Annotated in this window: 13 protein-coding genes; 11 read left to right on the top strand and 2 right to left on the bottom strand. The window is 48.3% G+C overall.

The window, feature by feature from the left end; all coding sequences use genetic code 11:
- The first annotated feature begins 10 nt into the window (after positions 1 to 10).
- From EDC56_RS05980 to EDC56_RS05945, 8 genes are all read left to right on the top strand, one after another.
- Positions 11 to 502, top strand: a complete 492-nt coding sequence (locus tag EDC56_RS05980; protein WP_123711563.1) for a phage major tail tube protein — start codon at positions 11 to 13, stop codon at positions 500 to 502.
- Positions 503 to 550: 48 nt separating this feature from the next.
- Positions 551 to 799, top strand: a complete 249-nt coding sequence (locus EDC56_RS05975) for a phage tail assembly protein (protein WP_123711562.1) — start codon at positions 551 to 553, stop codon at positions 797 to 799.
- A 181-nt stretch (positions 800 to 980) separates the two neighbouring features.
- The gene (locus EDC56_RS05970; RefSeq protein ID WP_123711561.1) at positions 981 to 2,039 is read left to right on the top strand and encodes a hypothetical protein; all 1,059 of its coding nucleotides are present in this window, start codon (positions 981 to 983) and stop codon (positions 2,037 to 2,039) included.
- Positions 2,040 to 2,083: 44 nt separating this feature from the next.
- On the top strand, positions 2,084 to 2,527 hold the full coding sequence (locus EDC56_RS05965) for a phage tail protein (protein WP_123711560.1): 444 nt from the start codon (positions 2,084 to 2,086) through the stop codon (positions 2,525 to 2,527).
- The gene (locus EDC56_RS05960; RefSeq protein WP_123711559.1) at positions 2,524 to 2,835 is read left to right on the top strand and encodes a tail protein X; all 312 of its coding nucleotides are present in this window, start codon (positions 2,524 to 2,526) and stop codon (positions 2,833 to 2,835) included. Before EDC56_RS05965 ends, EDC56_RS05960 begins: the two co-directional genes overlap by 4 nt.
- A gap of 3 nt (positions 2,836 to 2,838) precedes the next feature.
- Positions 2,839 to 3,891: a phage late control D family protein gene (locus tag EDC56_RS05955; protein WP_123711558.1), complete on the top strand. Its 1,053-nt coding sequence runs from the start codon at positions 2,839 to 2,841 to the stop codon at positions 3,889 to 3,891.
- Positions 3,892 to 3,939: 48 nt separating this feature from the next.
- The gene (locus EDC56_RS05950; RefSeq protein ID WP_148059331.1) at positions 3,940 to 4,575 is read left to right on the top strand and encodes a hypothetical protein; all 636 of its coding nucleotides are present in this window, start codon (positions 3,940 to 3,942) and stop codon (positions 4,573 to 4,575) included.
- 37 nt (positions 4,576 to 4,612) lie between these two features.
- Positions 4,613 to 4,921 (top strand): hypothetical protein, encoded by a 309-nt coding sequence (locus tag EDC56_RS05945; protein WP_123711556.1) that lies wholly within the window; start codon positions 4,613 to 4,615, stop codon positions 4,919 to 4,921.
- A gap of 62 nt (positions 4,922 to 4,983) precedes the next feature.
- Here EDC56_RS05945 and rtcR read toward each other — a convergent pair whose 3' ends face one another.
- Positions 4,984 to 6,576 (bottom strand): RNA repair transcriptional activator RtcR, encoded by a 1,593-nt coding sequence (gene rtcR, locus EDC56_RS05940; RefSeq protein ID WP_123711555.1) that lies wholly within the window; start codon positions 6,574 to 6,576, stop codon positions 4,984 to 4,986.
- Positions 6,577 to 6,823: 247 nt separating this feature from the next.
- On the opposite strand from rtcR, the gene EDC56_RS05935 reads away from it, so the two are divergent.
- Both EDC56_RS05935 and EDC56_RS05930 read left to right on the top strand, forming a co-directional pair.
- The gene (locus EDC56_RS05935; RefSeq protein ID WP_123711554.1) at positions 6,824 to 8,050 is read left to right on the top strand and encodes an RtcB family protein; all 1,227 of its coding nucleotides are present in this window, start codon (positions 6,824 to 6,826) and stop codon (positions 8,048 to 8,050) included.
- Between the two features lie 69 nt (positions 8,051 to 8,119).
- A complete protein-coding gene (locus EDC56_RS05930; RefSeq protein ID WP_123711553.1) occupies positions 8,120 to 8,935 on the top strand; it encodes a nucleotidyltransferase domain-containing protein in 816 nt (271 codons plus the stop codon).
- Between the two features lie 97 nt (positions 8,936 to 9,032).
- Here EDC56_RS05930 and EDC56_RS05925 read toward each other — a convergent pair whose 3' ends face one another.
- Positions 9,033 to 9,653, bottom strand: coding sequence for a trimeric intracellular cation channel family protein (locus EDC56_RS05925; RefSeq protein ID WP_123711552.1), 621 nt, complete (start codon positions 9,651 to 9,653; stop codon positions 9,033 to 9,035).
- A gap of 386 nt (positions 9,654 to 10,039) precedes the next feature.
- Here EDC56_RS05925 and ggt point away from each other — a divergent pair, with 386 nt between their 5' ends.
- A complete protein-coding gene (gene ggt, locus EDC56_RS05920; protein ID WP_211333570.1) occupies positions 10,040 to 11,791 on the top strand; it encodes a gamma-glutamyltransferase in 1,752 nt (583 codons plus the stop codon).
- The last annotated feature ends 149 nt before the right edge of the window (positions 11,792 to 11,940 follow it).

The following is an 11,940-nucleotide window of genomic DNA, read 5'->3' as shown; positions in this document are numbered from 1 at the left end:
AGGAAATTAAATGCTCCCTAAGATATTGAAAAATTTTAACCTTGTCGTCGGTAAATTTGGCTACGCGGGTCGTGTTTCAGAGATAGTTTTACCTAAGTTATCATTGAAAAGTGAAGAGTTTCAGCTCGGAGGGCTAGATACGCCTGCCATGATGGATATCGGCATGGAGCGATTAGAGTGCGAGTTTACCCTGTTGGAGTATGACGCTGAGGTTATTAAGTGTTTTGGTCTGACGTCGAGTAAAAACGGATCGGATCGAAATGTGGATTTGAAGTTCAGAGGGAGCTTCTCTGATGGCGAAGGTGGCATGTCATCTGTCTATATTCAAATGTCAGGTCTATGTCAGTCTTTGGATATGGGGAGTTGGAGAGTCGGTGGTGTTGCTACTTTAACCGCTTCTTTCTCTCTACGTAGCTATTGTCTAAAGCTGGATGACGCAGTCATTGTTGATATCGATGTTGATAATATGACAAGGCATGTCGCTGATGGTGACTTTTTTTAGCTCGATTAATTGGTAAGTTTGTTTTTATAAATATATAAGGATGTTGTTATGTCTACAGATGTAAATATTACACTGAGTTACCCTATTACTTGTCATGGAGAAGTGATTACTGAGCTTCATATGCGTCGGCCAACTGTTAGGGATCGTTTGATTTCAGAAAGAAGTCAGGGTACTGAGATGGAAAAAGAATTAAGGCTGCTAGCCAACCTGTGTGAGCTTGCTCCCGAGTACGCTGAAGATTTAGATATGGTTGACTACCTTAAACTGCAGGAGGCATTAAGCGATTTTTTATCTTAGCGACCTCGCAGTTGCGTGAGGTCGTATTGATATTGTCTGATCGTACCGGCTGGTCATTAAGTGATTTGCAGAAGTTAGATGACCAGGAGATTGTTGCCTGGCTTGATTGCGCAGAAAAATTGGACTTGAAACTCCATGATGGCTAGTGCGGGTTTCCGATTTTTTAGGTGAGCTATTAAATATGAGAGCAAATCATTTTTGTGTCAGTAAAGGTTTTGTAAGTTTTAATGCGATAGCGTTGAGGAGTGATGGTTACCGTCGTTTTATGTCCCTTGTTCGGAATCGTGAGATAGCTTTTTTAGACGATTTTTCTCGAAAGCATGATAAGTTGCTGTCTCCGTCGGAGGTGAGTAAGGCGGCAGCGCGAACGGTTAGTAATATGTTCAATAAATTAACTGAAATGAAGGTGAGTTATTACAGTAAGTCGCTTGTTGATACAGGAAAAAGCTGCCCTATAAGTAGTGTTGTTCATGCTAATATCATAAATAATAATGTTGTTGAAAACGTGGTTAGTTGGCCGTTGGTCGATAAAGCGGATACAACTAAAGTTGCCGGCCTCGCTAAGGAAAGTAAGTTTTTGATGAGTTCGCCAGTCCGTGTTTCTAGAGCAGCCGATCAAAGAGACTCGATAAATCGTCATCAGGTTGAAGGTTTGTATTGTGATCAGCGCAAAAGTATTAAGCGGCAAGCCTTCGCTAATTCTTTGACTATCGGAGGAGGCTTTGAGGCGACTGTTCAAAGCGCTAAAAAAGTAACTTCGCCGTTATTTTCGTCAATCTATTCTGCTATGTTACCAAGTAATCTGGTGGGGGATTATCGCCAGAGTTTTTTTAGCTCAATGGTCAAGTCGAATTCGCACTATAGCAATAATGAAAATCATGGTGTTAATGAAAAGTTGCTGGGGCGTAGTTCGAATTATGCTAGTCGATTTAATCAGGGTTCTAATGATAGTTTTTACGAGCGTTATCTCAGTACTATAAAAGCATCTAGGGCCGAGGTTCAGAGTAATAAAATTAATGCTGATTTTAAAGTTTTAGACAAAAACATTAAGGGATATATTGAATCTAACAGGAAGTTACTACAGAAGCATATGTTAGAGCTTTCGAGACAGGTAGCAGGGCTGAGTAGTCATATTGGCTCGGAACATATTAGCGATATCATTAACGATGGATTACAGAGGGTGGCAACAAAAAGCACTCTCTCTAATTCCATGTCAACGGAGTTATATGAACCTTTCTGATGTGTTACTGGTGATTTAGTAAAGGTTTTACACGGAGTTTATGTATGAGTAGAGTCATGATGACGTTGGGTGTTTTTCCATTTTATATTAATACTGCGAGTTATGAGCAGTTGCAGCACACGGCAAGCTACCAGTGGGCCGAGCAAAAGCGACTTAATCGTAGTAGCTTTAAACATGTGGGTATTGGCGGGCCTTCTTACCAATATATGGGGCCGGGAGAGCAGACCGTTAACTTAAACGGGACGATTTATCCTCAGTATAAAGGCGAGCGTATCAGCCTATCAGCACTGCGTTTATCTGCTAGTTTAGGCGTCGCGCTGCCACTGATCAATGCTAAAGGATTGTTATTTGGTCGTTGGTTTATCGAGAAGATTGATCAGTCAGATAACCATTTTTACCCCAACGGTGAAGCTAAAAAGATTTGTTTTTCTTTGACGATTAAGCGCTACAACGAAGATGTTAGTAGCCTGCCAGGAATAATGAAATGACCAAAACATATCAAACACTACAAGGTGATATGCTGGATGAGATTTGCTGGAAGCACTATGTAATGGATGCTGCTTCCGCTTCTGCAGCTTTAGTGATGGACCCTGATTTGATCGGTTCACCTCTACTAAGGCAGATACTTTCACAGCAGAGCATAAATGGTTCTGACATATCTACTATTGTCTCTCGCGTTATCGATGAGAACACACATCTTCTACAATATGATGTTGTATTGCCGGCTGGCATTAACATTATCTTGCCAGATGTACAGCAAGTTGCAGTTGAGCCTGTTGTCACGCTATGGGATTAAACCGTGAATAAAGCAAATATAAAGCGTTACGCACAACGTCTCACATCGCCAACATTTAAACTTGCAATACGTAAACGGGGGGCGCCTAATTTTGACATTATTGCTGACTGGGGAATCGAGGAACGAGTTCTGTCTATAAAGCTTACGCAGACTAGCGACCCAAGTGAAGACCGTCTTCTCATAGTGTTAGATGATAAGCTGGGCTATAAAAATAAGACTTTGAATTTTCCAGAGTTAGAAGATGAGATAGAGCTGGAGCTTGGTTACCATTATGGATTAATGAGGATGGGAGCGTATACAGTATTCTCTGTTAAGTTCAAGGGGTCGAATAATGGCAGGGTGCTGATTATCGAGGCAGGGCAGCAACGCCTCCAGGAGGGGGAGCATAATACCTGGAAAGACAATTCGCTAAATGACATCGCCATCAAGATAGCTCAAAAATACAACTTGACTCCTCGTATTTCTAACTCAAATGAAAAACTGCAACCCCGCAAAGATAGTGATATTTTGCAAAAGGGGGAGTGCGATACACTCTATCTTGCACAGTTAGCACGCGAATATGGCATGGTCTACTCGGCGACCTCGTCCCATCTGTTATTCCTTCCTCGTGATAAGTCGATCTCGGCCAGTGGCTTGCCTCTCCCCGAAATATCGTTAACCAGCGAGGAAATTATTGATTGGGAATATACGGATAAGACAAAGGATTATGAAAAGGTAACTGCGAAGTATCATAGCTATGCCGAGAATGTGCACAAATCGGTATCTAAAGGTGTAAAAGGCTCCAAGAAGGAGCTTTATCTTAAAGAACTTTTTGCCAATCAGGACGCAGCCGGGTGTAAGGCGTTAGCAATGTATCGCGAGATTAATCGAGAGGCGACGCAAATAGAAATAACGGCGATAGGTGATGCTAGGGTGCAACCTGAGTCGTTGCTAACGGTATCGACGTTGCGCCCTAATGTTGATGCTAAACGTTGGAGAGTACAGACGGTAGAGCACAGCTTTGATGAAACAGGCTACCATACGAAATTGTCGGCATGCTTAAGGGATTTATCTTAGTTTGGCTTTGGTGTATCGCAGTTAAAAATTGTTAGTAAAGGAATGATTATGATTGAATTTAAAAGCTATATAGCAACCTTGATTGACCGATCTGCGGAAGAGTTTCCGGAGCTGTCAGCTTGTCATTATTTGCCGGGTTTTGTTGAAACAACAACGATTGATGAAATTCATAATAAAACACCGGCGCTCTACTTTTCACAAGAGTCTGTGGATGAAATAAAGAAAGTTTCCTCAGGACAAAAAGATGTCACTGTGGGCATGGTAGCCTACTTGCTACATAGTGGTGAGGCAGAGCCGATAGCTCGCGAAGCGGCTATGGTAGAGCTGCACGCAAAGCTAATCAGTTTTCTTGCGGGTAATCGCTGGGGCTTGGATAATGTTTTCCCACCAAAAAAAATTACTAGTGTTGATGTCTACGGATTAATGCGTGGCTTTGCTACGTATGCGATTAGTCCAACGGTACGTGCACGTTGCGCAGATCTCTATGGTGCTGGTGAAGATAGCGCGCACCTCTCGCTAATGGTGGTGAGTTGGCAGCAGACTTTACGAACGGGGGTAGATGCCTTTGAAGGCAGTGGTCCTTCACCCTTTAAAGAGCTTTACAGCCATCCTCTGCACGAGGATAAGCCAGAGCAAACCGTCGAGCAACACCGGGACGAGTTTGACTGGCTGAATAAGCCTTAGGTCTATGGACTTACTATATTTGCCATGAGGAGAGAACATGTCGAAGGCAATAGCGGTAAAGGTTGTCGCGGAAGCTGCCGATGGTTGGACGGCCATGCCAGTGATGAATACCTATCATAACAAAATAACGACGAGCAATATGCAGGCAATCACCCGCTCAGAAGTCGTATTCAATTATACCAAAGGCGACAAGAGTTTGCCTCCCGTCACGTTGAGCTTAAAGGCTACGGCAACACAGCTGACTCAAGGGCGGGTAGGTGTGTTAGTCGAGGGGGATATAAAATCACATGCAACGGGCAATCTGCTCAAAGTTGATGAGGTATCCAACAATCTCTTTACAAAGTAGCTTTGAGTTGATCGTTTTAGCGTCGTCGTTTGTTATGACGTTTGTGGCGACAGCAGCTCGCTTTATAGCTTGAGTTGGTTAAAGTTTAGGTTGTATTTTCCAAGCAATTGTTTAACACGGTGTGAGTCGTTAGTAGTCGTCCTTTTTTCGCGGCTTTTATTGAACAGTATTCTGCCTGCTTCCGCCATCGATTGGCACTGCTGGCAGACACGAATTAAGTTATCGAGATTGAGCTGCTCGTAGTAATCCATCTCATCGATGGTGTGCTGATCTAACAGGCCAAGTAAGCGAGTTGTTGCTGTGTCGTTGCTGTCGCTACTCTGCCACTTTTTCTTTAGCCGCTGAATTTCTTCTAAGACACCTTGCTTGTTAATTCTGCCGTGATCGGCGAGTGTTGCCATGCGCGTTACACTGGCGTTGAGGTCCCTAAAGTTGGCACTCCAGCTTGCATGGTTTGAGCTAGCAAAAGCTAAGTAGTGCTTTTTGGCATCGCTATTAAAGCGCACCATTTGCCCGGCTTTCTGTGCGTATTTATCCAACTCATGGTCGAGGTTGGGCTGAAGATCTTCTAGGCGGTCTTTAAGCCCGGGTAGTTCGTAGCTCCAGATGTCTATTCTGGCGAGCAGATCGGCGCGAAATTTCCCCTGCCGAGCCATAGCTGGGAGGTCACGATTACTTCCGACAATTAATTGAAAGTTACTGCTGACTGTTTTGTCTGATCCAAAGGGCATAAACCGTTTATCCTCTATGGCGCACAGCAGCATCGCCTGTTCATCGAGGCCAAGCTCACCAATCTCATCGAGAAATAGCAGCCCCTTGTCAGCCTCCATCAGCAAGCCCGCTCGATCTGACGATGCCCCTGTGAACGCCCCTCTCTTGTGACCGAAGAGGGCCGACATGGCGTTCTCGCCGCGCAGCGTTGCACAGTTAACGGCGACCATTTGCCCGCTGATACTGCCCTTTTGCTTACGCAGTTGGTATACCCGCTTTGCCAGCTGTGACTTGCCAGCACCCGTCGGGCCGCTAATGAGCAGCGGTTCATCGGAGCGGATGGAGACCTTTTCGAGTTGCTCGATCATTAGGTTGAAAGCGCTGTTATTGGTCTCGATGCCGCCTTTGAGGTAGTGGGTAGCTTGCTGGTGCTCTCTGTTGAAGCGAGCAGCGATCTGGTCATATTTTGATAAATCTAAGTCAATGATCTGATGGCTACCCTGAGCCTTTCTCTCTCCCTGTTTTGGCGATGTTTGGATCAGCCTTCCTGGCAGATAGCCCGCTTCTGTTAATAAGTAGAGGCAGATTTGCGCGACATGTGTGCCGGTGGTGATGTGGATAAGATAGTCTTCGTCGTCAGGGGCGAAAGGGTAGGTGCGACTAAAATCCAGCAAGTTGCTGTAGACGCTCTCAAAGTCCCAAGGGTCGTCAAAGCTGACTAGGTGGAAGACCACCTCGGTGTCGGCGGATACGGTTTTAATATCTTCTGCGACCTGTTTAGCCAGAGGCAGTGATCGTGGATCGAAGATTAAGTCGAGGCGATCAATGGCTAGGCCATCTTGCTGACAAAGCGAGGGTGTGGGGCGCCACTTATTCCATCTGTTTTCACGTTTGCCACGTCGATCTAACACCGTACCTAAAATACTAATGGCTACTTTTTTCATATCTTTATAAATATTCTTATATTGTTGTAGATAGATTTTATTTTACAGTTTTTATGCGGCTTAATTCAATGTGTCGTCCTGTGCGTTAAAAATAGTCTTTTTAAACAGTGTGTTAAATGATTTTTCCTATTCCTTCCTGAGGTTGGCACATTTGTCGCAATGGGTATGAGAGATTGACGCTAACAATAGCGATAAATGATCAAGCATAACAATGAATAGACACGTGGTAGCGTGCAGCGAGGATAAGATGACAAAAGCAGCGTATGAGGTAATGAGAGATGATGGCGTCCCGATTAAATCGTGGACACGTGGCGTACCTTTTGAGGATGCTGCGAAACAACAGCTGAGGAATATAGCGAGCCTGCCCTTTATCCATAAGCATATCGCGGTGATGCCCGACGTCCACCTTGGTAACGGCGCTACTATCGGTAGTGTGGTGCCGACGCTAGGGGCCGTCATTCCCGCCGCCGTTGGCGTCGACATTGGCTGTGGCATGATGGCGGTGAAAACTAGTCTGAGGGCCGATCAGCTGCCCGATAACTTAAAGCCAATGCGCCTGGCTATCGAGGCTGCGGTGCCGCACGGTCGCTCGAAGCATCTGCGCGGTAGACGTGATAAAGGTAGCTGGAACGATTTACCGGCAGATGTCATCAAAGCGTGGCTGCCGCTGTCGCATCAGTTTGAACGACTAGCGCAAAAACATAGCGTGCTTGAGAAAACGAACAACATTAACCACCTTGGAACGCTGGGTACCGGTAACCATTTCATCGAGGTGTGCTTAGATGAGCATGATGCAGTTTGGATCATGTTACACAGTGGTTCGCGTGGTGTTGGCAACCGTATCGGCTCCTACTTTATTGAACAGGCAAAGCGGGATATGGAGCGTTGGCATATACAGCTGCCGGATAAAGCGCTGGCCTACTTACCGGAGGGCTCAGAGAATTTTAACGACTATGTTGAGGCGGTCGAGTGGGCGCAGGAGTTCGCACGAACGAATCGCGAGGTGATGATGGCAAGGGTGATTGCTGCGCTACGAGCGGTAATGGGGATTGAGTTTGAGGCCAGCATGGAGGCCGTTAACTGTCACCATAACTATGTTTCTCGTGAGCGCCATTTTGGCAAAGAGGTACTTCTCACACGCAAGGGTGCGGTGCGTGCGCGGGCCGGTGAAATGGGCATCATTCCCGGTAGCATGGGGGCAAAGTCATTTATTGTACGAGGCCTTGGCAATGAAGACAGCTTCTGCAGCTGCAGTCATGGCGCGGGGCGAGTGATGTCGCGCACCCAGGCAAAAAAGTTAGTCTCATTGGATGAACATAAAAAAGCCGTGCAGGGCGTCGAGTGTCGTGCCGACGAAGATGTCATTGATGAGACCCCGTCAGCCTATAAGTCGATCGATGCGGTGATGAAAGCTCAGCAAGACTTAATAGAGGTGGTGTACACCTTAAAACAGGTTGTCTGCGTTAAGGGCTAAAAAGTGAGCTAGGGCGGCAGTGCAGTACAAATATGGCCAGAGACAGTGTAGATAGTCAGGAATAAAAACATGGAAGCGAATGCATTCAAAAGTATAACAACGGATATACACAGCGATATTATGGCGCGCCTAATAGCGACGGAGGAAGAGTATAATGTCAGGGTATTATTGGCGATAGAGTCGGGTAGCAGAGCCTGGGGTTTTGCCTCAGCGACGAGCGACTACGATGTGCGCTTTATTTATGTGCATCAGCGTGATTGGTATTTGAGTGTCGACGCGGCGGATAAGCGTGATGTGATCGAGTATCCGATCGTCGACGATATCGATATTAATGGTTGGGAGCTGCGTAAAGCCTTAAAGCTATTTAACCGCTCCAACCCTTCGTTTGTCGAGTGGATAAATTCGCCCATTGTCTATCGCTGCGAGGGTGGCTTTGCCGATCAGGCTCGAGCGCTATTGCCGAAGTTATACTGTGTCGAGAAAGGAATACACCACTATCGCAGTATGGCGAAAACGAATTATAGGGGCTATTTGCAGGGGGACTTGGTGCCCTATAAGAAGTACTTGTATGTTCTGCGAGCGTTATTGTCGGTGCGTTGGCTTGAGCGTTTTGCCACACCGGCGCCGATTGAATTCAGCACGTTGTTGCACCGCGTCGTCGAAGATGAAAGCTTGGTGGGCGAGATCAATCATTTACTGGCGCGTAAGCGTGTCGCGGGGGAGCGAGCGTTATCACCGACCATAAAGCCGATTAATCATTTTATTGAAACAGAGTTGCTGAGGTTGGCGCGTTATGCGGGGAAGTACGGTCGCAGCAATGAGCATATGGATGAGCTCAATGGCCTATTTCGCCGCACCTTGGCAGAGGGCGCTGAAGTACTTTAACGTATGCTGGCAGAGCAGGGAGTCCTTCCTCTGCTCTTGTCGTTGAGTCTTTATCTGTTTTCTACTTTCTTTTCTTTTTTTCTGTTTTCTCTGCTGTCTAATCCCACTCATCCGAGGAATAGCAGAAAATAGGCAGTGACCAGCGCCAGTAGATGGCACATATCCTCAGTGTTAGACCGGTGACAAAGATGACGGCCAGCGCGAGGTTTTGCTCGATGCCAAGGTAGTGAAAACCCACGTACATGATGGCGACAAGCAGCGAGATACCGGCATAGATCTCCTTACAGAAGACCACCGGTGTGCGTTGACAGAGCAAGTCGCGCAGTACGCCGCCGCAGATGCCGGTGATCATGCCAGACATCACCACAACCTCGGTATGATAGCCTAACTGTTGGGCGACATCGCAGCCGATGATGGTGAAGGCGATCAGGCCTAAGGCATCTAACACGAGAAACACCTTCCGCAAATGCACCATGTACTTGGCCACCACGATGGTCAACAAGCCGGCACCGACAGTGAGGTAAATATAGGGGGGGTGTTGTGTCCAAGCGATAGGAAAGTGGCCGAGCAGAATATCGCGAATAGTACCGCCGCCCAGCGCGGTGACGAAGGCAATCACCGAGACACCAAAGATATCCATGTTACGACGCCCTGCGACAAGGGCGCCCGACATTGCCTCGGCGGTGATGGCGATTAAATAAATGTAGGTAAGAAACATAGAGTGCTCTCAAATACTAACGTTGAATGCGAAGGTGGGAGGTGCCGCAATTAATCTGTAATGGGCTATCGGGTTGATGCAATACCACTGACTCAGTATCCGCTCGAAGAAACGCCGGCGGCATGTCTATGCTAATCATAGGACATGAGCTGGGTTTGCTAGAGCCTCTGCCGTTATGGCGCGGACAGTATCGCGCTGTAACGCTTTTTTCCATTGTTGGTATCAAAGAGTGAGCGATAAATGTATAAATGGATGTTGCTGCTGTCGTTATCTTTCCCCTGATATCAACGGATTGTACGTAACCACTTTGGTACCACATCGTCGCGCATTCTACGCTAGGCTTTTTACAGTAGCGCACAATTTACCTTGAAAGCGATGAGGGGGCGATGATGAAAGCGGAGCGCTTGAGCGCTGTTTTTCTCTGTGTGTTGTGCCTTGCGGAGACCAGTGTGGCACGGCAGACAGCTTCTGCTGTTCCCCGTGCCATCCAGCAGAACCCACAACGCTTCCAGCCAGCCTGGTCAGCTGCCGGCATTGTGGTGGCAGAGGAGCAGGTCGCGGCCCAAGTCGGGGCAGAGATGCTACGGGCGGGGGGGAACGCCGTCGATGCCGCGGTGGCGACCGGCTTTGCCTTGGCGGTGACATTGCCGAGGGCTGGTAACCTTGGCGGCGGTGGCTTTATGGTGCTCTGGCTGCAACAGGAGCGGAAAGCCTTGGCGATCAATTACCGTGAGATGGCGCCGGCAGCGGCCAGTCGGACGATGTTTCTTGATGCGCAGGGCGAGGTCGATAAGACACTAGCGACCAAGCATTATCTCAGCGCTGGTGTGCCGGGCACGGTGGCAGGTCTTGTGCTCGCGCAGCAGCAGTACGGCAAGTTGAGCCTAGCGCAAGTGATGAAGCCGGCGATTCGTCTCGCGACGGAGGGCATCGTCGTGACGCGTGCGCTGTCGCAGTCGCTGTCGTCATCCCGTGACCATTTGCAAAAAGATGCCAGCTCGATGCGCAAGTTCTTCGCCGCCGATGGTGGCGCTTTATTACCGGGGCAGCGTTGGCGGCAGCCTGCGCTAGCGTCTTCGTTAACACTGATCTCGGAGCAGGGGGCGAGCGCCTTCTACGAGGGCAAAATAGCCCGACAAATTGTTGCGGCAATGGCAGAGCATGGCGGCTTAGTCACGTTGCAGGATCTGAAAAACTATCGAGCAAAGATCACAGCGACGGTGGAGGGGCGCTACCGAGGCTATCGGGTATTTTCCATGCCGCCACCGAGCTCAGGCGGTATCACTCTGATCACCATGCTCAACATTTTAGAACATTATGACTTGGCTAAGATCGGCAACAACAATGCCGAGTATTTTCACCTGCTGACGGAGACGATGAACCTCGCCTATAACGATCGCAATTATTATCTGGGCGATGCCGACTTTGTCGATGTGCCACAGCGGCGTTTGACCTCCAAGTCTTATGGGAAGCAGTTGGCAAAGAGAATCAATAGACAGCAACACACACCTGCTAAAGAGATTTCTCATCTCAAGCGAAACGATAAGGAGAGTAATGACACCACCCATTTCTCGGTGATTGATAAGGAGGGCAATATGGTCGCCAATACCTATACCTTAAACTGGAGTTATGGCAGTGGCTTTACCGTGCCGGGAGCGGGTTTCCTGCTCAACAACGAGATGGATGACTTTGCCGCCAAGCCAGGCAGCGCCAACAGTTACGGTCTTGTGCAGGGAGAGGCGAATGCGGTGGCGGCGGGTAAAAGGCCGCTGAGCTCGATGACGCCGACACTGCTACTAGACCCACGAGGCCGGCCCTTTCTGGTGACGGGCAGCCCAGGCGGTAGCCGCATTATTAGCACGACGCTGCAGGTGATCTTAAACCGAGTCGATCACGGTCTGAACCTGGCCGAGAGTGTTAGTTTACCGCGTGTCCACAGCCAGCTCTGGCCCGAGGTGTTGAGTTATGAACAGGGGGTGAGCTCAGATACACTGCGGCAGCTCGAGGCGAAGGGGCATCGTCTGCAGCTCTTTAACGCCATGGGCTCGGCGAATAGTGCGGAGTTTTTGCCCGAGCAGGGCGGCAGTTTGGGCGCAGCTGACCCGCGGCGAGGCGACGCCATGGCGGTACCGCAGTAGTGTGTTGACTGCGGTAAGGCTGTCCTCGACTTGGCGGCTAGCTCGTCTGGCTGAGGCTCGGCGTATTAAAGGTTACTGTCGTCGTGATCTGCCTCAAATAATTTGAAGATATTAACTTTTAGTCACTCCGGCAGGGAAATGCGACGCGT

It is taken from the genome of Sinobacterium caligoides, assembly GCF_003752585.1.
Classification (GTDB): Bacteria; Pseudomonadota; Gammaproteobacteria; order Pseudomonadales; family Sinobacteriaceae; genus Sinobacterium; species Sinobacterium caligoides.
This window is presented reverse-complemented; position numbering and strand designations above follow the sequence as displayed.

What these genes read in the sequence shown, in the direction of transcription:
- EDC56_RS05980 (WP_123711563.1), top strand. Translation starts at nt 11, where the DNA reads ATGCTCCCTAAGATATTGAAAAATTTTAACCTTGTCGTCGGTAAATTT.
- EDC56_RS05975 (WP_123711562.1), top strand. Translation starts at nt 551, where the DNA reads ATGTCTACAGATGTAAATATTACACTGAGTTACCCTATTACTTGTCAT.
- EDC56_RS05970 (WP_123711561.1), top strand. Translation starts at nt 981, where the DNA reads ATGAGAGCAAATCATTTTTGTGTCAGTAAAGGTTTTGTAAGTTTTAAT.
- EDC56_RS05965 (WP_123711560.1), top strand. Translation starts at nt 2,084, where the DNA reads ATGAGTAGAGTCATGATGACGTTGGGTGTTTTTCCATTTTATATTAAT.
- EDC56_RS05960 (WP_123711559.1), top strand. Translation starts at nt 2,524, where the DNA reads ATGACCAAAACATATCAAACACTACAAGGTGATATGCTGGATGAGATT.
- EDC56_RS05950 (WP_148059331.1), top strand. Translation starts at nt 3,940, where the DNA reads ATGATTGAATTTAAAAGCTATATAGCAACCTTGATTGACCGATCTGCG.
- EDC56_RS05945 (WP_123711556.1), top strand. Translation starts at nt 4,613, where the DNA reads ATGTCGAAGGCAATAGCGGTAAAGGTTGTCGCGGAAGCTGCCGATGGT.
- rtcR (WP_123711555.1), bottom strand. Translation starts at nt 6,576, where the DNA reads ATGAAAAAAGTAGCCATTAGTATTTTAGGTACGGTGTTAGATCGACGT.
- EDC56_RS05935 (WP_123711554.1), top strand. Translation starts at nt 6,824, where the DNA reads ATGACAAAAGCAGCGTATGAGGTAATGAGAGATGATGGCGTCCCGATT.
- EDC56_RS05930 (WP_123711553.1), top strand. Translation starts at nt 8,120, where the DNA reads ATGGAAGCGAATGCATTCAAAAGTATAACAACGGATATACACAGCGAT.
- EDC56_RS05925 (WP_123711552.1), bottom strand. Translation starts at nt 9,653, where the DNA reads ATGTTTCTTACCTACATTTATTTAATCGCCATCACCGCCGAGGCAATG.
- ggt (WP_211333570.1), top strand. Translation starts at nt 10,040, where the DNA reads ATGATGAAAGCGGAGCGCTTGAGCGCTGTTTTTCTCTGTGTGTTGTGC.